Below are 17,858 nucleotides of genomic sequence, written 5' to 3'. Positions count from 1 at the left end.
CTACGCCGGGGAGTCCGCCAACTCCCTGCCGATGCGCAGCAACTGCCCGGTCGCGCTGCCGACCGCGAACTCGATCTGCTTGGCGGCCAGGAAGTACCGGTGCACCGGGTGGTCGATGTCGATGCCGACGCCGCCGTGCACGTGCACCGTGGTGTGCGCGACGCGATGGCCGGCCTCGGCGGCCCAGAACGCCGCGGTGCCGACGTCGATGTCGGCGGGAAGACCCTCGGAGAGCCGCCACGCCGCCTGGGTCACGGTCAGCCGCAACGCCTTGACGTCGATGTAGCCGTCGGCCAACCGCGACGACACCGCCTGGAAGCTACCGATCGGCCGGTCGAACTGCTCACGCTCACGCGCGTACTCGGCGGTGAGTTCCAGCGCACGCTCGACCACGCCGAGCTGGAACGCGCTGCGGCCCAACGAGGCCCGCGTGGTCAACCAGGCCAGCACCTCGTCGCCGCCGACCGCCCGATCGGCACCCAACTCCACGCCCTGCAGCGCAAGATGCCCGACGCTGCCATGGCCGGTGGTGTCCAGCGACTCGACCGTCACCCCGGCGTCATCGGCGGCCACGACGAAAACCGTTGTTCCGGAGTCTGTTTCAGCCGGGACGAGAAACGAATCAGCGACGGGCCCGTAGAGCACCTGCGTGCGCGACCCAGTGAGCCGATATCCGCCGTCCCCGGAGGGCTGCGCCTTGACCGGACCCTCGCCCATCTCGCCGTCGAGCGCAACGGTCAGGATCTTCTCGCCCTTGACCGCGGGCACCGCCCACTGTTGTTGCTGTGCCTCGGAGCCGAACGCCGCCAGCGCGCCCGCGCCGAGCACCACCGACTCCAGGTAGGGCACCGCGGCCATCTGCCGACCCAGCGCGACGAGCACCGCGACCTGCTCCAGCACGCCGAAACCGCCGCCGCCCACCGCATCCGGCGCGGCAGCCGAGAGCACGTCGGCCTCCATCAGCTTGGCCCACAAATCACGGTCGAAACGTTCGTCGAGGCCGTCGAGGTGGCGCTGGTGCTCGGGTGTGCACACCGAGTCGGTGATGGTGCGGACCAGCCCGCCGAGATCCTCAGAAGCTTCGGTTGTCTTGAAATCCATTGGGTGCCGTCCTTACCGGTTCACTCTGGGCAGGCCCAGCGCGACCATCCCGATGATGTCGCGCTGAATCTCGTTGGTGCCGCCGCCGAAGGTCAGGATCAAACAGCTGCGGTGCATGCGTTCGATGCGGCCGCGCAGCAGCGCGCCGGGGGAGCCCGGTCGCAGCGTGGCCGCGGTGCCGAGCACCTCCATCAGCAGCCGGTAGGCCTCGGTGGCCAGTTCCGTGCCGTAGACCTTGGCCGCCGATGCGTCGGCGGGGGACGGCGCGGCGTCCTCTGTGGACGCCAGCTCCCAGTTGATCAGCTTGAGCACCTCGGCCTTGGCGTGCACCCGGGCGAGGTTGAGCTGGACCCATTCGGAGTCGATCAGCCGGTTGCCATGCATGTCCTTGGTGTTCTGCGCCCATTCGCGAACCCCGTCCAGCGCCAGGAAGATCGGCTGGGCCGACACCAGCGCGACCCGCTCGTGGTTGAGCTGGTTGGTGACCAGCTTCCAGCCGGCGTTTTCCTCGCCGACCCGGTTGGCGACGGGCACCCGCACATCGGAGTAGTAGGTGGCGCTGGTGTCCACGCCGGCCATGGTGTGCACCGGGGTCCAAGAGAAGCCCTCGGCGGTGGTCGGCACGATCAGCATCGAGATGCCGCGGTGCTTCTTGGCATCCGGGTTGGTGCGCACGGCCAGCCACACGTAGTCGGCGTAGGCGATCAGGCTGGTCCACATCTTCTGGCCGTTGATCACGTAGTCGTCGCCGTCACGCACGGCGGTGGTGCGCAGCGCGGCGAGGTCGGTGCCTGCGCCCGGCTCCGAGTAGCCGATCGAGAAATGCAGATCGCCCGAGGCGATCTGGGGCAGATAGAACTTCTTTTGCTCGTCGGTGCCGAACGCCATGATCGTCGGCGCGACGCTGTTGATGGTCAGGAACGGCACCGGAACGTTGGCGATGGCGGCCTCGTCGTTGAAGATCAGCCCGTCCATCGGCGGGCGGCCCTGACCGCCGAACTCCTTGGGCCAGCTCAGCGTCAGCCACCCGTCCTTGCCCATCTGGGCCACGGTCTCGCGGTAGACGTTGCCGCGGCCCATCTCGCCGTCGTTGGACGCCAGCGCCTCGGCGCGCTCGGGGGTCATGAGCTTGGTGAAGTACGCACGCAGCTCGCGGCGTAGCTCCTCCTGTTCGGGGGTGTAGCCGATCCGCATTCCGTCGTCCTCACTAATCTGCGCGCCGTAGTCTGGGTGCCTGTGCACCCTGAGCCCAATTCCGGTTGTAACACGTTCTAGTCTGGTGGTCCAGGGTGGAGACGCCTGAGGGGTAGGAGGTTGTCATGCGAGTGGAAGTGGACCGGGACCGGTGCGAGGGTAACGCGATCTGCGTGGGAATCGACCCGGAACTGTTCGAGCTAGATGATGATGATTACGCCGTGGTGAGAATGGACCCGGTGCCCGACGATCATGTGGAGAGGGCCGAGCGCGCGATCGAGGAATGCCCTCGCGCAGCCCTGAAACGCCAAGACTAGAGGTATTCATTAAGTGACGACCGAGCAAACCGCAACCGATCTGTCCGGACGCGTCGCGGTGGTGACCGGCGCGGCCGCCGGGCTGGGCCGCGCCGAGGCCATCGGCCTGGCCCAAGCCGGGGCGACCGTCGTGGTCAACGACATCGCCGCCGCGCTGGACAAATCCGACGTCATCGACGAGATCGTCGCCGCGGGCGCCAAGGCCGTCGCGGTGGCCGGCGACATCTCCGAGCGGTCGACGGCCGATGAGCTGGTCGAAACCGCCGACGGGCTCGGCGGGTTGAGCATCGTCGTCAACAACGCCGGCATCACCCGCGACCGGATGCTGTTCAACATGACCGACGAGGACTGGGACGCGGTGCTCGCCGTGCACCTGCGCGGCCATTTCCTGCTGACGCGCAACGCGGCCACCTATTGGCGCGCTAAAGCCAAGCAGAACGACGGGTCCGTCTATGGCCGGGTCATCAACACCTCGTCGGAGGCGGGGCTGGTCGGTCCGGTCGGGCAGGCCAATTACGGGGCGGCCAAAGCCGGTATCACCGCGCTCACGTTGTCGATGGCGCGGGCGCTGGAGCGCTACGGGGTGCGCGCCAACGCGATCGCGCCGCGGGCCCGCACGGCGATGACGGCCGACGTGTTCGGTGAGGCGCCCGAGCTCGCCGAAGATCAGGTCGATCCGTTGTCGCCCGAGCACGTGGTAAAGCTTGTTCGATTTCTCGCTTCGCCGGCGTCGGAAAGGGTCAACGGGCAGCTGTTCATCGTCTACGGTCCCACGGTGACGCTGGTGGCCGCGCCTACCGTCGAAGCTCGGTTCAATGCGGAGTCCGATGCATGGGAGGCCACCGAATTGTCGTCGGTGCTGCAAAACTACTTTGCTGACCGCGACCCCGGACGCTGTTTCTCGGCCACGGAGCTGATGGAACAGCCAGACTGAGGCTGGGCCGACGAAAGGGCCGCACGCACTAGAACACGTTCTACAATGACGCAGGTCACAGTGCTTCTGACCAGCGGGTTTATAACAGTTTGGTCTGTTTTTGCTGTTCTTTGACACTGCGAACTTGTTCTAGTTAGGATGAGCCGGCTCACTAAGAGCATCGCTTAGACCAGGGGTGGGCGGACCTCTGCGGCAAGGACGTCGGGATCCTTCGCCAAAAGAGTCCGCAGTCACCTATCCGAAAAGGAGCCTAGGTTGATCGAACAGCTCGCGGCACCGGCTCGGGCCGTGGGCGGGTTCGTCGAAATGTCGTTCGACACTTTCGCCAAGACCTTCCGGCGACCTTTTCAGTTCCGCGAGTTTCTCGAGCAGACGTGGATGATCGCGCGGGTCTCGCTGGTGCCCACCCTGTTGGTCGCCATACCGTTCACCGTGCTGGTGGCGTTCACGCTCAACATCCTGCTTCGCGAAATCGGCGCCGCTGACCTGTCGGGCGCCGGTACGGCGTTCGGCACCATCACCCAGCTGGGCCCGGTCGTGACGGTGTTGGTGGTGGCCGGTGCGGGTGCCACCGCGATCTGCGCCGACCTCGGCGCGCGCACGATCCGCGAGGAGATCGACGCGATGCGGGTGCTGGGCATCGACCCGATTCAGCGTCTGGTGGTGCCGCGCGTGTTGGCGTCGACGTTCGTCGCGCTGATGCTCAACGGCCTGGTCTGCCTGATCGGGTTGTCCGGCGGTTACGTCTTCTCCGTCTTCCTGCAGGGCGTGAACCCCGGTGCGTTCATCAACGGCCTGACCGTGCTGACCGGGCTCGGCGAGCTCGTCATGGCCGAGATCAAGGCGTTGTTGTTCGGGGTGGTCGCCGGGCTGGTCGGCTGCTACCGCGGCCTGACGGTCAAGGGCGGCCCCAAGGGGGTGGGCACCGCGGTCAACGAAACGGTCGTCTATGCGTTCATCTGTCTGTTCGTGATCAACGTGATCATGACGGCTGTCGGGGTTCGGGTGCTGGAACGGTGACGGGCGCTCGCGGGAAGAACAGACAATCATGAGCTACGACGCAACGCTTCGCTTCCGCCGGATCTTCCGCGGCGTGCCACGGGTCGTCGATGCCTTCGGTGAACAGGCGCTGTTCTACGGTCAGACGCTGCGCTACATCCCCAACGCGATCACCCGGTACCGCAAGGAGACTGTGCGGCTGATCGCCGAGATGACGATGGGCACCGGCGCGCTGGTGATGATCGGCGGCACGGTCGGCGTCGCGGCCTTTCTGACCCTGGCCTCCGGCGGCGTGATCGCCGTGCAGGGCTACTCGTCGCTGGGCAACATCGGCATCGAAGCACTGACCGGGTTCCTGTCGGCCTTCCTCAACGTGCGCATCGTGGCCCCGGTGATCGCGGGCATCGCGCTGGCGGCCACCATCGGCGCGGGCACCACCGCGCAGCTGGGCGCCATGCGGGTGGCCGAAGAGATCGACGCCGTGGAGGCGATGGCCGTGCACTCGGTGTCGTATCTGGTCTCCACCCGGCTGATGGCGGGCTTGATCGCGATCATCCCGCTGTACTCGCTGTCGGTGCTGGCGGCGTTCTTCGCGGCCCGGTTCACGACGGTGTTCATCAATGACCAGTCGGCGGGGCTCTACGACCACTACTTCAACACGTTCCTGATACCGACGGACCTGTTGTGGTCCTTCCTACAAGCCATCGTGATGGCGGTTGCGGTGATGCTGGTGCACACCTACTACGGCTACACCGCATCCGGTGGCCCGGTCGGCGTCGGCATCGCGGTGGGTCAGGCCGTGCGCACGTCGCTGATCGTCGTCGTCACGATCACGTTGTTCATCTCACTCGCCGTGTACGGCGCGTCCGGCAACTTCAACCTCTCGGGTTAGGCGGGATTCGATGTCAGACGGTGACGCCAATCGCAGCCACGTACGGATCGCTGCGGCGATCCTGGCTGCGATCTTGTTGGCGGCCACGGTCTTCACCTATCTGGCCTACACGGCCGCGTTCACACCGACTGACACCGTGAGCGTCACATCGCCGCGGGCCGGCCTGGTCATGGAACTCGACGCCAAGGTGAAATACCGGGGTGTGCAGATCGGCAAGGTCGAAAAGATCGAGTACACAGGGGACGAAGCGAAGCTGACCCTGTCGATCGACAGCAGCGAGATGCGCTACATCCCGTCCAACGCTCCGGTCCGCATCGGTAGCACAACGGTTTTCGGCGCCAAGGCCGTCGAGTTCCTGCCACCCGAGGAACCGGTCGGACACCTCAAGCCCGGGGCGACGGTGGCCGCGAAGGACGTGCAACTCGAGGTCAACACGCTGTTCCAGACCTTGAACGCCGTGCTGCAGAAGATCGACCCGATCCACCTCAACGCGACGCTGAGCGCGTTGGCGGAAGGGCTGCGCGGTAACGGCGATGACCTCGGGGCTACCCTGGCCGGCTTGAATTACTATCTCGAGCAACTGAACCCGAAGCTGCCGACGCTGCAGGAGGATCTGCAGAAGACGGCGGTGGTGGCCAATATCTACGGCGACGCCGGCCCCGACGTGGCACGCATCCTCGACAACGCCCCGGCGATCAGCAACACGATCGTCGACGAACAGGACAACCTCAACGCGACACTGCTCGCCGCGACGGGTCTGGCCAACAACGGCACCGCCACCCTCGAGCCGGGCGCAGAGGACTACATCGCCGCGATGCAGCGGCTGCGTGCGCCGCTGAGCGTGGCCGGCGAGTACTCGCCGGAGTTCGGCTGCATCCTCGAGGGCACGGCCCTGGCGGTGGACCGGTTCGCACCCGTCATCGGTGGTATCCGTCCGGGCCTGTTCGTCGCATCGAACTTCCTTCCCGGTTCGCCCGCCTACACCTACCCCGAGAGCCTGCCGATCGTGAACGCCTCCGGCGGGCCCAACTGCCGTGGCCTGCCCAACGTTCCGAGCAAGCAGTTCGGCGGCTCGTGGTACCGCTCCAAGTTCCTGGTCACCGACAACGCCTATGTGCCGTACCAACCGAACACCGAGGTGCAGTTCGACGCGCCCTCGACGCTGCAGTGGTTGTTCAACGGCGCGTTCGCGGAGAGGGACGACTTCTAATGACGAGCGTTTGCGCGAGGAGTCGACGCTTATGAGGCGCGACCGCACGCTGCTCAACGTCAGCATCTTCACCGTGGTGATGCTGTTGGTCGCGGGGGCGCTCGTGGTGGTGTTCGGTGAATTCCGGTTCGCGCCGGAGACCGGCTACCACGCGACGTTCGCCGACGCGTCACGGCTGAAGCCCGGTCAGGATGTGCGCATCGCGGGTGTGCCCGTCGGCAACGTCAACGAGGTGAAGCTCAACCCCGACAACACCGTCGACGTCGCGTTCGACGTCGATGAGCGCTACCAGCTCTACACCTCGACCCGCGCCGTGGTGCGCTACGAGAACCTCGTCGGCGACCGCTATCTCGAGATCACCTCCGGACCCGGCGAGCTGAAGAAACTTCCTGCGGGCGCGACGATTCCGAAGACCAACACCCAACCGGCGCTGGACCTCGACGCACTGCTCGGCGGTCTGCGCCCGGTGCTCAAGGGCCTCGACGGCCAGAAGGTCAACGAGGTGAGCAGCGCGGTCATCGAACTGCTGCAGGGTCAGGGCGGCGCATTGTCGAACCTGTTGTCGAGCACCAGCGCGTTCACCCAGGACATCGCCGCCAGGGATCAGCTCATCGGCGACGTGATCACCAACCTGAACACCGTGCTCGCCACCGTCGACGAGAAGGGGGCCGAGTTCAACGCCAGCGTCGACCAACTGCAAAAGCTCATCACCGGTCTGGCCGAAGGCCGTGACCCGATCGCCGGCGCGATCCAACCGCTTGCCACCGCCGAGAACGACCTCACCGACATGCTGGTGCAGTCACGGCGACCGGTACAGGGCGTGATCGAGAACGTCCGCCCGTTCGCCCAGCGGTTCGACGAGCGCAAGGCCGACGTCAACAAAGTCATCGAGCCGCTCGCCGAGAACTACCTGAGGCTCAACGCGCTCGGCGCCTACGGCTCGTTCTTCAACATCTTCTACTGCTCGACCCGGCTGAAGATCAACGGCCCGGCGGGTAGCGACATCCTGATCCCGGTGGGTGGACCGCCGGATCCGTCCAAGGGGAGGTGTGCACCGATCGATGAGTAGACCCGACGAGTCGAACCCCTTGCGGACGGGGATTTTCGGCATCTTCCTGGTGACGTGTTTGGTGCTGGTGTCGTTCGGCTACACCAGCCTGCCGTTCTGGCCGCAGGGCAAACCCTATGAGGCGTACTTCAGCGATGCCGGCGGGATTTCGCCCGGCAACGACGTCAACGTGTCGGGCATCAAGGTCGGTCAGGTGACCGGCGTCGAGCTGGCGGGCGATGCGGCCAAGGTGACCTTCACCGTCGACCGCGATGTCCGGGTCGGCGACCAGTCGCTGGTCTCGATCAAGACCGACACCGTGCTCGGCGAGAAGTCGTTGGCGGTGACGCCCCAGGGCAGCGGTGACTCGACGGTGATCCCGTTGGGCCGCACCACGACTCCCTATACGCTCAACACGGCGCTGCAGGATCTCGGACAGAACGTCGGTGACCTGGACAAGCCGCGCTTCGAGCAGGCGCTGCAGACGTTGACCGACTCGCTGCAGGAAGCCACCCCGCAGTTGCGCGGCGCCCTCGACGGCGTCGCCAACCTGTCGCGCACCATCAACAAACGCGACGAGGCCCTCGATCAACTGCTGGGCCACGCCAAACGGGTCTCCGACACGCTCGCGGAGCGGGCCGGGCAGGTGAACCAGCTCATCGTCGACGGTAACCTGCTGTTCGCCGCGCTCGATGAGAAGCGCCAGGCGCTGAGCAACCTGATCGCCGGTATCGACGATGTGTCCGAACAACTTTCGGGGTTCGTCGCCGACAACCGCCGCGAGTTCAAGCCCGCGCTGGAGAAGCTGAACCTGGTGATGGACAACCTGCTCGAGCGTCGCGAACACATCAGCCAGGCCCTTCAGCGGCTTCCTCCGTATGCCACGGCGCTGGGCGAGGTGGTCGGTTCCGGGCCCGGTTTCCAGATCAACCTGTACGGTCTGCCGCCCGCGCCGATTGCCGAGGTGCTCTTGGACGTCTACTTCCAGCCCGGCAAGCTGCCCGACAGCCTGTCCGACATGCTGCGCGGCTACATTTCCGAACGACTGATCATCAGGCCGAAGTCACCATGACGTACGAGAACCCGATTCTGGAACGCAGCCGCTGGCTGCGGGTGACGTTGGCCGTGCTGCTGGCGGCGACGCTGGTCGCCGGTGTGTACCTGGTGTGGCCGTCGCGCACCGGCGACAAGGTGACCGCCTACTTCACCTCGGCGATCGGCCTCTATCCCGGCGACGACGTGCGCATCGTCGGGGTGCCGGTGGGCACGGTCGACTCGATCGAACCGCGCGCCAACGATGTGAAGGTCTCGATGACCCTGCGCAACGGCATCAAGGTGCCCGCCGACGCGAAGGCGCTCATCATCTCGCCGAACCTGGTGGCGGCCAGGTTCATCCAGCTCACCCCCGCATACACCGACGGTCCCGAACTCGGCGACGGCGCCCAGATCGGCCTGGAGCGCACCGCGGTGCCGGTCGAATGGGACGACGTCAAAGAACAGCTCACCGCGCTCAGCGCGCAACTGGGTCCGCAGCCGGGATCGGTGCAGGGCCCGCTGACCGAGTTCGTCAACCAGGCCGCCGACACGTTCGACGGCAACGGCGACACGTTCCGCCAAGCGCTGCGGGAACTCTCGCAGACCGCGGGCCGGCTCGGTGACTCGCGCACCGACCTCTTCGGCACCATCCGCAACCTGCAGGTGCTCGTCGACGCGTTGTCCAACAGCAACGAGCAGATCGTGCAGTTCTCCAACCACGTCGCCTCTGTGTCGCAGGTGCTCGCCGACAGCTCCGCCGACCTGGACAACACGCTGGGCACGCTCAATCAGGCGCTCGGTGACGTGCGCGGGTTCCTCGACGACTCCAACCAGGCGCTGATCGATCAGGTGACCAAGCTGACCGACTTCACCAGCCTGCTTACCGAGCGCAGTGAGGACATCGAGCAGATTCTGCACATCACACCCAACGGCCTTTCGAACTTCTACAACATCTACAACCCCGCCCAGGGCACGGTCGGCGGCCTGCTGACCCTGCCGAACTTCGCCAACCCGGTGCAGTTCATCTGCGGCGGCACGTTCGAGGCCGGGGCGTCGACGGACAACTACAAACGCACCGAGATCTGCCGTCAGCGCATGGGTCCGGTGTTCAAGCGCATCTCGATGAACTACCCGCCGGTGATGTTCCACCCGATCAACAGCATCACCGCCTACAAGGGCCAGATCATCTACGACACACCGGAAACCGAGGCCAAGGCCAAGACCCCGGTGCCGTATCTGCAGTGGCAGCCGGCGCCGGGCGTCACACCACCGCCGGTGTCGGCCGACATGGACCTCAGCTCGCTGTTCGTGCCGCCCGCGCCCGACGCTGCGACCGGTGCCTCGTCGTCGCACGCCGGGGGACCCGAAGCTGCGCCCGCCGCACCGGAAGCCCATGGGCCGCAAGCATCGCTACCCGCCGAGGCAGGGGGCCGATGATGCGCAGAGCGTTGGCGATCTCGTCGCTGGCCGTGCTGTTGGTCGGCTGTCAGTACGGCGGTCTGAACTCGCTGAACATGCCCGGCACCGCGGGCCACGGCGCCGGTTCCTACGAGGTCACCGTGGAGTTGCCCGACGTGGCGACGCTGCCGCAGAACTCACCGGTGAAGGTCGACGACGTCACCGTGGGCAGCGTGTCGGGCATCGACGCCGTGCAGCGCTCTGACGGCACGTTCTACGCCGCGGTCCAACTTTCGCTGGACAGCAACGTCGAACTACCCGCCAACGCGGTCGTGCGGGTGGCCCAGACCTCGCTGCTGGGGTCACAGCACATCGAGTTGGCCGAACCCGTCGGCGAGCCCGGCGTCGGGAAGCTGGCGAACGGCGACAACATTCCGATCGACCGCGCCGGGCGTTATCCCACCACCGAGGAAGTACTGTCCGCGTTGGGCGTCGTGGTCAACAAGGGCAATCTCGGTGCGCTGCAAGACATCACCGAGGAGACCTACAACGCGGTAGCCAGCAGGCAGGGCAGCTTCGAAAATCTGGTCCCGCGGCTGGCCGAGCTGACCAGCTCCCTGGAAGAACAGACCGGCGACATCATCGCGGCCGCCGAGGGGCTGAACCGCTTCGCGGGCATCCTGGCGCGCAGTAAGGACAGCCTCGGCCGCACGCTCGACACCCTTCCCGAAGCGCTGACCGTCCTGAACAACAACCGCGCCAACATCGTCGACGCGTTCGGCGCGCTGCGCAGCTTCGCCACCGTCGCCTCGCACGTCCTGCAGGAGACCAAGGACGACTTCGCCGCCAACTTCGTCGACCTCTACCCGGTGGTCAAGTCGTTCAACGACAACGTCGACTTTCTCATCAAGGACCTGGAGTTGTTGCCGACCTTCCCGTTCCACTACAAGTACCTGCGTAATGCGGTGCGCGGTGACTATCTGAACGTCTACACGACCTTCGACCTGACACTGCGGCGCACCGGCGAGTCGGTGTTCACCACCTCGTGGGGGCTCGACCCGAACATGAAGCGCATGCACGAGATCATCACCCCGCCAGAGTTCCTCACCGGGGCGTTGGCGAACCTGTCCGGCCAGGCCGCCAACCCGTTCGAGATCCCGCCGGGGACGGCGACCCAGCACGAGGCGGGGTCCTAGATGGTCGACCGGCTCACCCGAATCCAGCTCGGGATCTTCGCTATCGTCACGGTGCTGACCGTCGGCGCGATATCGATCTTCTATCTGCGAGTGCCTGCCGCACTCGGCGTCGGCGTCTACAACGTGACGGCGAACTTCGCTGTGGCAGGCGGTCTTTACGAGAACGCCAACGTCACCTACCGCGGCGTGACCATCGGCCGGGTGGAGTCGGTGGGGCTGAGCGACGACAGCGTGGTCGCCCATCTGCGCCTGGACAGCGGGACGCCGGTGCCGGAGAACGTCACCGCGACAGTCAAGAGCGTCTCGGCGGTCGGTGAGCAGTACGTCGACCTGGTGCCTCCGGAGAACGCGTCGCAGGACAAGCTGCGCAACGGGGCCAACATCGACGTGTCGCGCACTGCGGTCGGCCAGGACATCGCCGGCCTGCTGGCTGAAGCCCAGGCCCTGGTCTCCAGCGTCGACGACAGCAGGGTGCAGGACCTGTTGGACGAAACGTTCAAGGCGTTCAACGGGTCCGGGCCCGAACTGGCCAGGCTGATCACCTCCGCGCGCCTTCTCATCGACGAGGCCAACGCCAACTACGGCCAGATCAACCAACTCATCGACCAGGCGGGACCCTTCCTGGATGCGCAGATCCGCAGCGGCGATGACATCAGGTCGCTCGCTGACGGGTTGGCCCGGTTCACCACCGAGGTCGCCAACGCCGACCCGCAGTTGCGCAGCACGCTGCAGACGGTGCCCGGCGCCACGGCTGAGGCCAACGAACTGTTCAGCGGCATCCGGCCGTCGTTTCCGATCCTGGCCGCCAACCTGGCCAACTTCGGCCGCATCGGGGTGATCTACCGCGATTCGATCGAGCACGCCCTGGTGGTGTTCCCGGCGTTGATGGCGGCGTTGCTGACCGTCGGCGGCGGGGTGCCCGCCGACGAGGGCGGCAAGCTCGACTTCAAGATCCACCTGCAGGATCCGCCGCCGTGCCTGACCGGGTTCATCCCGCCCTCGCAGATGCGCTCACCGGCCGACGAGACGCTTCGTGAGCTGCCGAAGGATCTGTACTGCAAGACCCCGCACAACGACCCGACCGTGGTGCGCGGTGCGCGTAACTACCCGTGCCAGGAGTACCCGGGTAAGCGGGCACCGACCGTCCAACTCTGCCGCGACCCGAAGGGTTTCGTGCCGCTGGGTAACAACCCGTGGCGCGGGCCGCCGGTCCCGGTCGGCACGCCGATGGACACCCGCGAGGACGACACCACCGAGATCGGCCGCAACATCCTGCCGCCCAACAAGTTCCCGTACATCCCACCGCAGGTCGATCCGGATCCGGGGCCGCCGGTGGTGCAGCTGCCGCCGGGTGTTCCGCCCGGGCCCGGCCCGGCACCGCACGCGCCGTTCCCGCTGCCGACCCCACCGAACGAGGTCCAGCCCACCCTGCCGCCGGCGTGGCCGTTCTTCGCGCCACCCGATCACGTGGTGCCGCCGTACGGCAGAACCCCGCCCCCGCCGGGTGCCCCGCCGCCGCCCGGTGCGCCGCCCCCTGCGCCGCCGGCGCCGAACGCCCTGCCGCCGGCCCCGAACGCCCCGCCGCTGCCCGCGGAGGTGCCGATGGCCTCAGGTGCGCAGTTCACCACCTATGACGACGACGGCAAGTTCGTCGATCCGGCCGGCGGAACTGGCGTGCTCGCGGACGCAACTGACACACTGGCGCCAGCAGAGAACTGGGTTGATCTGATGTTGGCTCCAAGGCAGGCGTAGATGACGGAACAGACGGCTTCGACGGAAGATTCGCCGAGGCCCGCCAGGCGTCGGCGCGCGTCTCGCGCCGCCGGACCGGCCAGCGGTAGTGCCACGGCGACGGCTGTCCGCGTCGAAGCGCCACCCACGATGAAGGTTCGGCTGCCCCGGCCGCCCGGTCCGCCGCCCCGGCGTCAACCGAACCGTGGGGCGGTGGCCGCGATCTTCGCCGCCACGGCGTTGGTAGCGGTCACGGTCCTGGTCGGGTTGACCGTTCTGATGTACGTCCAGCAGCGCGACACCGAGGCGGTCTTCGCGCGAGAGCAGCGGTTCGTCGACACCGCCGCCCAACTGGTTGTCAACATGTTCAGCTACGACCAGGAGACCATCGACCAGAGCGTCGAACGGTTCGTCAACAGCACCAGCGGCCCACTGCGCGCGATGATGACCGAGGGCAACAACACCGAGAACCTGAAGATGATTTTCCGGGAGACCAACGCCAGCGCGGAAACGGTGATCAACGGTGCGGCGCTGGAGAAGATCGACGAGATCGCGGACAATGCCGCGGTGCTGGTGTCGGCCCGGGTGACCGTGACCGACATCGACGGCAACAACCAACCGTCGCAGCCGTACCGGTTGCGGGTGATTGTGCACGAGGACGGCAACGGCCACATGACGGCCTATGACCTCAAGTACCCCGACGGGGGCAACTGATGCCCAGGCTGGTCGGTGTGCTGTGTGGGTTGTTGGCGGTCGCGTTCGTCGCGCTGGCCGGCGTGGGTGGCGCGATGTACTGGAACCGGGTGGAGTTGCGCGGTGAACAAGCGGCCCGTGCCGAGCTTGCCCCGTTGGCGGAGAAGCAGATTCCGCAGGTCTTCGGCTACGACTATCAGACCGTCGAGCGCAGCCTCAACGAGGTGTACCCGATGCTGACCCCGGCCTACCGCCAGGAGTTTCAGGATCGCGCCGCCAAGGACATCATCCCGCAGGCCCGGGAGCGGCAGCTGGTCAGCCAGGCCAACGTGGTCGGCGTGGGGGTGATGAACGCACAACGTGACTCGGCGTCGGTGATGGTGTACATGAACCGGACGATCACCGACAAAGCCGAGGAGCCGATCTACGACGGCAGCCGGTTACGCGTCGACTATCAAAAGATCGACGGCAAGTGGCTGATCGAGTACATCACCCCGATCTGAGCGGCCTGCCCCTCGTTACGCCTTGGTGTTCGTGGCGGCGAGCGCGTCGAGGAACGACCGCGCCCAGCGGTCCACGTCGTGGGCGAGCACCTGGCGGCGCAGGGCCCGCATCCGCCGTCGTCCTTCCTCGGGCGTCTGCGTCAGCGCCTCCTCGATAGCGTCCTTGACGCCCTCGAGGTGGTGCGGGTTGACGAGGTAGGCCTGGCGCAGTTCGGCTGCGGCGCCGGTGAACTCGCTGAGCACCAGCGCTCCGCCCAGATCGCTGCGGCAGGCGACGTACTCCTTGGCGACCAGGTTCATGCCGTCGCGCAGCGGGGTCACCAGCATGACGTCGGCGGCCACGAAGAACGCGATCAGCTCATCGCGGGGGACCGGCCGGTGCACATAGTGCACGATCGGTTGACCGACCTCGGCGTACTCACCGTTGATGTGGCCGACCTGGCGTTCGATGTCTTCGCGCATCTCGATGTAGCTCTCGACGCGTTCGCGGCTGGGGGTCGCCAGCTGCACCAGCACGGTGTCCTCACGGCTGGCCCGGTTCTCGGCGAGCAGTTCGGCGAGAGCGCGCAGTCGAACGTCGATGCCCTTGGTGTAGTCCAGCCGGTCGACACCCAGCAGGATTTTGCGCGGGTTGCCCAGCTCGGCGCGGATTTCGCGGGCGCGTTTGCGGATCGCCTTGCTGCGCGCCTGCTGGTCCAGCGAGGCCGAGTCGATCGAGATCGGGAAGGCGCCGACCCGCACCACGCGGTCCTCGAGTTCGGCTTCACCGAAGCGTGCCCGCACACCGATCGAGCCGCGCGACGTGCTGGCGCCCGCCAGGCGTCGGGCCAGGATCAGGAAGTTCTGTGCACCGCCGGCCAGGTGGAAGCCGACCAGGTCGGCGCCGAGCAGGCCGTCGACGATCTGGCTTCGCCACGGCAGCTGCATGAACAGCTCGATCGGCGGGAAGGGAATGTGCAGGAAGAAGCCGATGATCAGATCGGGGCGCAGGGTGCGCAGCATCTTCGGTACCAGCTGCAGCTGGTAGTCCTGAACCCACACGGTGGCGCCGTGGGCCGCGGCCTTCGCGGTGGCCTCGGCGAAGCGCCGGTTCACCTCGACGTAGGAGTCCCACCATTTGCGGTGGTAGATCGGCTTGACGATGACGTCGTGGTACAGCGGCCACAGGGTGGCGTTGGAGAAGCCCTCGTAGTATTCGGCGACCTCGTAGGCCGACAGCGTGACCGGGTACAGGACCATATCGTCCTGCTCGATCGGATCTTCGTCGGCGTCGGGCACGCCGGGCCAGCCGATCCACGCGCCCCGACGGCTTCGTAGCAACGGCTCCAAGGCCGTGACCAGCCCGCCCGGGCTCCGCTTCCACGTGGTGCTGCCGTCGGGCAGCCGTTCCATGTCGATCGGCAACCGGTTGGCCACCACGACGAAGTCAGAGTTCCCCGCGCCGGCCTGCGGACTCACTTACGCCTCGAGCTTCGAGGGTCCAATACCGAGCATGGACAAAAAGACCCGGCACTCGTCGGCGTCGGTTGCGTACGCGGCGACAACACGGCGCGCTTGGCGGGCGGTGCTGTCGGCGAGCGGCTCGACGTCGCCGAGCTCAGAGTGATCAGATTTAGCAGCCATATGACAACTCTAGCTGCGGGACCGTCGCCCCTGCTCAGGGACTATTGCCGGTCACCGTCGGGCTGTGGCCGACCACCGGGTCCGGCGGCGCGGTCACCGTCATCGCCTCTTGCTCTTCGGCCAGGCCGATGCACTGCCCGGAGTTGTGGCCGATGCACGGGATCCCCATCACCTCGGGCACGTCGGGGTTGGCCGCCGTGGTGGTGAACGGCGATCCGGCGTTGGGCACCGTGTGGGGGACGCACACGCCGGTGAACTGGTCGGCCTCTTCGCCTGAGGGGCAGTCCTGGGCGGTCGGGGTGGCGGTGGGAGAAGGCGCTGCAACGACGGCCATCACCGGCGCGGCGGCAACAGCGACGGCAAAGCCACCGGCAAGGAGCAGTCGTGGAGCTAAGAGCTGAAAGGTTGCCATCGTCACGCTTTCTGTGGTGATCAACCGTGTCGTCGGCAAAATTCTATGGAAGCTACGAGGTTTCTGCAGAACTTCGGCGGCTAGGGGCTCGAGCTGATGGTCACCCGCGGCTGTGCGGGCGGGCCCTCCATCGCCTTGTCCTCGGCCAATCCGATGCACCCTCCCCCGTTATGCCCGATGCAGGGGATGCCGTCGATCTCAGGAACATCCGGATTGGCCGCGGTGGTCGTGAACAGCGGTGGCGAGGTGGGCACCATGAACGGAACGCACGTGGTGGTGAAGGTGTCGGATTCTTCCCCCGACGAGCACTCGGCCAGCGGAATGTCCGGCTGCGGCGCGGAATGGGCTGCAACCACCGGCGCGGCGGCCGCCGCCACGATGAACGCGCCGATCACGAGCTGCCGCCGGACGGCCAACGATGAAGTCATGTGGCGATTCTAGTGAGCTGCGCTTGCTCGCGTGGTTCTTCGCCAGGTCCCGCCCGGATCACCTCCGCCACAGCAGATTTCGTAGTGGACAGCGCTGAGGAAGCGGGTAGCGGGCCTGGGGAGCCCGGCTGTGGGACCGCCGACGGAATCCCTGAGCAGGCACCGTAATGTGCACGGTGTCGAACGAAATCGAGTGAGGTGTCTGTGGTGGCGAGCCCTGATCTGACAAGTGCGCAATCCGCTGGCGACGATGCGTCCCAGCAGGTCACATACGAAACCGTGGACGACGGCCAGATCGCCCGCATCTGGCTGAACCGGCCCGATGCGCAGAACGCCCAGTCACGCACGCTGTTGGTCCAACTCGACGAGGCGTTCGGCCGGGCAGAGGCCGATGATCAGGTGCGGGTGGTGATCCTGGCCGCGCGTGGCAAGAACTTTTCCGCCGGCCATGACCTGGGTTCCGAAGAGGCGATGCTCGAGCGCACGCCGGGGCCGGATCAGCATCCGACGTTTCAGGCGCTCGGTGCCACCAGGGCCGCAGTCGCTGAGCGGACGTACCTGCAGGAGTGGCACTTCTTCTTCGAAAACACCCGCCGCTGGCGCGATTTGCGCAAGATCACGATCGCGCAGGTGCAGGGCAACGCGATCTCGGCCGGGCTGATGTTGGTGTGGGCCTGCGACCTGATCGTCGCCGCCGACGACGCGAAGTTCAGCGACGTGGTGGCGGTGCGGATGGGTATGCCCGGCGTCGAATACTATGCCCACCCATGGGAGTTCGGTGCGCGTAAGGCCAAAGAGCTTCTGCTGACCGGTGATTCGATCGATGCCGAGGAAGCGTACCGGCTGGGCATGGTGTCGAAGGTGTTCCCGCGCGACGAGTTGGAGGACAAGACCCTGGCGTTCGCCAGGCGCATCGCCGAGCGTCCCACCATGGCCGCGCTGTTGGTCAAGGACTCGGTCAACGCCGCGGCCGACGCGATGGGTTTCACCGAGGCTCTGCGGCATGCCTTTCACATCCACGAACTCGGCCATGCCCACTGGGCGGCGCACAACGAGAACCGCTATCCGGTCGGGCTGCCGCCCAATGTTCCGGACTGGCGCACGCTGGGTGCGCCGAAGCCCGCCCGCCGCGACGAGCCGTGAC

General features: G+C 66.5%; 19 protein-coding genes. 13 read left to right on the top strand and 6 right to left on the bottom strand.

The features are described 5' to 3' along the window. Both ABQE93_RS13040 and ABQE93_RS13035 read right to left on the bottom strand, forming a co-directional pair. Positions 1-1,101 (bottom strand): acyl-CoA dehydrogenase family protein, encoded by a 1,101-nt coding sequence (locus ABQE93_RS13040; RefSeq protein WP_448407413.1) that lies wholly within the window; start codon positions 1,099-1,101, stop codon positions 1-3. A gap of 12 nt (positions 1,102-1,113) precedes the next feature. Next, on the bottom strand, positions 1,114-2,295 hold the full coding sequence (locus tag ABQE93_RS13035) for an acyl-CoA dehydrogenase (protein WP_448408030.1): 1,182 nt from the start codon (positions 2,293-2,295) through the stop codon (positions 1,114-1,116). Positions 2,296-2,420: 125 nt separating this feature from the next. On the opposite strand from ABQE93_RS13035, the gene ABQE93_RS13030 reads away from it, so the two are divergent. The 12 genes from ABQE93_RS13030 to ABQE93_RS12975 all read left to right on the top strand — a co-directional run bounded on the left by ABQE93_RS13030 (position 2,421) and on the right by ABQE93_RS12975 (position 14,251). After that, entirely contained in the window at positions 2,421-2,612 is a 192-nt protein-coding gene (locus ABQE93_RS13030) for a ferredoxin (RefSeq protein WP_448407415.1), read from the top strand. Positions 2,613-2,625: 13 nt separating this feature from the next. Then, positions 2,626-3,546, top strand: a complete 921-nt coding sequence (locus ABQE93_RS13025; protein WP_448407417.1) for a 3-oxoacyl-ACP reductase — start codon at positions 2,626-2,628, stop codon at positions 3,544-3,546. 255 nt (positions 3,547-3,801) lie between these two features. Further along, entirely contained in the window at positions 3,802-4,566 is a 765-nt protein-coding gene (locus ABQE93_RS13020) for an MlaE family ABC transporter permease (RefSeq protein ID WP_448407419.1), read from the top strand. Positions 4,567-4,594: 28 nt separating this feature from the next. Further along, positions 4,595-5,437 carry an MlaE family ABC transporter permease gene (locus tag ABQE93_RS13015; protein WP_448407420.1) on the top strand — a complete coding sequence of 281 codons (843 nt, stop codon included), beginning with the start codon at positions 4,595-4,597 and terminating at the stop codon, positions 5,435-5,437. A gap of 10 nt (positions 5,438-5,447) precedes the next feature. Next, positions 5,448-6,647, top strand: coding sequence for an MCE family protein (locus ABQE93_RS13010; RefSeq protein ID WP_448407421.1), 1,200 nt, complete (start codon positions 5,448-5,450; stop codon positions 6,645-6,647). 31 nt (positions 6,648-6,678) lie between these two features. Then, positions 6,679-7,716, top strand: a complete 1,038-nt coding sequence (locus ABQE93_RS13005; RefSeq protein ID WP_448407423.1) for an MCE family protein — start codon at positions 6,679-6,681, stop codon at positions 7,714-7,716. Beyond that, positions 7,709-8,767, top strand: a complete 1,059-nt coding sequence (locus ABQE93_RS13000; protein ID WP_448407424.1) for a virulence factor Mce family protein — start codon at positions 7,709-7,711, stop codon at positions 8,765-8,767. The genes ABQE93_RS13005 and ABQE93_RS13000 overlap by 8 nt, the downstream gene beginning before the upstream one ends. Then, positions 8,764-10,167 (top strand): virulence factor Mce family protein, encoded by a 1,404-nt coding sequence (locus ABQE93_RS12995; RefSeq protein WP_448407426.1) that lies wholly within the window; start codon positions 8,764-8,766, stop codon positions 10,165-10,167. Before ABQE93_RS13000 ends, ABQE93_RS12995 begins: the two co-directional genes overlap by 4 nt. Then, a complete protein-coding gene (locus tag ABQE93_RS12990) occupies positions 10,164-11,324 on the top strand; it encodes an MCE family protein (protein ID WP_448407428.1) in 1,161 nt (386 codons plus the stop codon). The genes ABQE93_RS12995 and ABQE93_RS12990 overlap by 4 nt, the downstream gene beginning before the upstream one ends. Then, positions 11,325-13,076, top strand: a complete 1,752-nt coding sequence (locus tag ABQE93_RS12985) for a virulence factor Mce family protein (RefSeq protein ID WP_448407429.1) — start codon at positions 11,325-11,327, stop codon at positions 13,074-13,076. After that, on the top strand, positions 13,077-13,769 hold the full coding sequence (locus ABQE93_RS12980) for an Rv1363c family protein (protein WP_448407430.1): 693 nt from the start codon (positions 13,077-13,079) through the stop codon (positions 13,767-13,769). Next, complete coding sequence (locus ABQE93_RS12975) at positions 13,769-14,251, top strand: Rv1363c family protein (protein ID WP_448407432.1); 483 nt, start codon at positions 13,769-13,771, stop codon at positions 14,249-14,251. Before ABQE93_RS12980 ends, ABQE93_RS12975 begins: the two co-directional genes overlap by 1 nt. Before the next feature lie 15 nt (positions 14,252-14,266). Here ABQE93_RS12975 and ABQE93_RS12970 read toward each other — a convergent pair whose 3' ends face one another. From ABQE93_RS12970 to ABQE93_RS12955, 4 genes are all read right to left on the bottom strand, one after another. After that, positions 14,267-15,709 (bottom strand): alpha,alpha-trehalose-phosphate synthase (UDP-forming), encoded by a 1,443-nt coding sequence (locus tag ABQE93_RS12970; protein WP_448407433.1) that lies wholly within the window; start codon positions 15,707-15,709, stop codon positions 14,267-14,269. After that, positions 15,710-15,874, bottom strand: a complete 165-nt coding sequence (locus ABQE93_RS12965; protein WP_109747019.1) for a hypothetical protein — start codon at positions 15,872-15,874, stop codon at positions 15,710-15,712. Between the two features lie 34 nt (positions 15,875-15,908). Next, on the bottom strand, positions 15,909-16,286 hold the full coding sequence (locus tag ABQE93_RS12960; RefSeq protein WP_448407435.1) for a hypothetical protein: 378 nt from the start codon (positions 16,284-16,286) through the stop codon (positions 15,909-15,911). Positions 16,287-16,366: 80 nt separating this feature from the next. After that, positions 16,367-16,714 carry an intersectin-EH binding protein Ibp1 gene (locus ABQE93_RS12955; RefSeq protein WP_448407436.1) on the bottom strand — a complete coding sequence of 116 codons (348 nt, stop codon included), beginning with the start codon at positions 16,712-16,714 and terminating at the stop codon, positions 16,367-16,369. Between the two features lie 207 nt (positions 16,715-16,921). Here ABQE93_RS12955 and ABQE93_RS12950 point away from each other — a divergent pair, with 207 nt between their 5' ends. Then, on the top strand, positions 16,922-17,857 hold the full coding sequence (locus ABQE93_RS12950) for an enoyl-CoA hydratase (RefSeq protein ID WP_448407438.1): 936 nt from the start codon (positions 16,922-16,924) through the stop codon (positions 17,855-17,857). Position 17,858: the final 1 nt, after the last annotated feature.

The sequence above is a fragment of the Mycolicibacterium sp. XJ662 genome (assembly GCF_053484035.1).
The sequence above is the reverse complement of the archived record's forward strand: the minus strand, read 5'-3'. Positions and strand labels throughout refer to the sequence as shown.

What these genes read in the sequence shown, in the direction of transcription:
- ABQE93_RS13040 (WP_448407413.1), bottom strand. Translation starts at nt 1,101, where the DNA reads ATGGATTTCAAGACAACCGAAGCTTCTGAGGATCTCGGCGGGCTGGTC.
- ABQE93_RS13035 (WP_448408030.1), bottom strand. Translation starts at nt 2,295, where the DNA reads ATGCGGATCGGCTACACCCCCGAACAGGAGGAGCTACGCCGCGAGCTG.
- ABQE93_RS12985 (WP_448407429.1), top strand. Translation starts at nt 11,325, where the DNA reads ATGGTCGACCGGCTCACCCGAATCCAGCTCGGGATCTTCGCTATCGTC.
- ABQE93_RS12975 (WP_448407432.1), top strand. Translation starts at nt 13,769, where the DNA reads ATGCCCAGGCTGGTCGGTGTGCTGTGTGGGTTGTTGGCGGTCGCGTTC.
- ABQE93_RS12995 (WP_448407426.1), top strand. Translation starts at nt 8,764, where the DNA reads ATGACGTACGAGAACCCGATTCTGGAACGCAGCCGCTGGCTGCGGGTG.
- ABQE93_RS13005 (WP_448407423.1), top strand. Translation starts at nt 6,679, where the DNA reads ATGAGGCGCGACCGCACGCTGCTCAACGTCAGCATCTTCACCGTGGTG.
- ABQE93_RS12960 (WP_448407435.1), bottom strand. Translation starts at nt 16,286, where the DNA reads ATGGCAACCTTTCAGCTCTTAGCTCCACGACTGCTCCTTGCCGGTGGC.
- ABQE93_RS12980 (WP_448407430.1), top strand. Translation starts at nt 13,077, where the DNA reads ATGACGGAACAGACGGCTTCGACGGAAGATTCGCCGAGGCCCGCCAGG.
- ABQE93_RS13030 (WP_448407415.1), top strand. Translation starts at nt 2,421, where the DNA reads ATGCGAGTGGAAGTGGACCGGGACCGGTGCGAGGGTAACGCGATCTGC.
- ABQE93_RS13010 (WP_448407421.1), top strand. Translation starts at nt 5,448, where the DNA reads ATGTCAGACGGTGACGCCAATCGCAGCCACGTACGGATCGCTGCGGCG.
- ABQE93_RS13015 (WP_448407420.1), top strand. Translation starts at nt 4,595, where the DNA reads ATGAGCTACGACGCAACGCTTCGCTTCCGCCGGATCTTCCGCGGCGTG.
- ABQE93_RS12955 (WP_448407436.1), bottom strand. Translation starts at nt 16,714, where the DNA reads ATGACTTCATCGTTGGCCGTCCGGCGGCAGCTCGTGATCGGCGCGTTC.
- ABQE93_RS13000 (WP_448407424.1), top strand. Translation starts at nt 7,709, where the DNA reads ATGAGTAGACCCGACGAGTCGAACCCCTTGCGGACGGGGATTTTCGGC.
- ABQE93_RS12965 (WP_109747019.1), bottom strand. Translation starts at nt 15,874, where the DNA reads ATGGCTGCTAAATCTGATCACTCTGAGCTCGGCGACGTCGAGCCGCTC.
- ABQE93_RS12990 (WP_448407428.1), top strand. Translation starts at nt 10,164, where the DNA reads ATGATGCGCAGAGCGTTGGCGATCTCGTCGCTGGCCGTGCTGTTGGTC.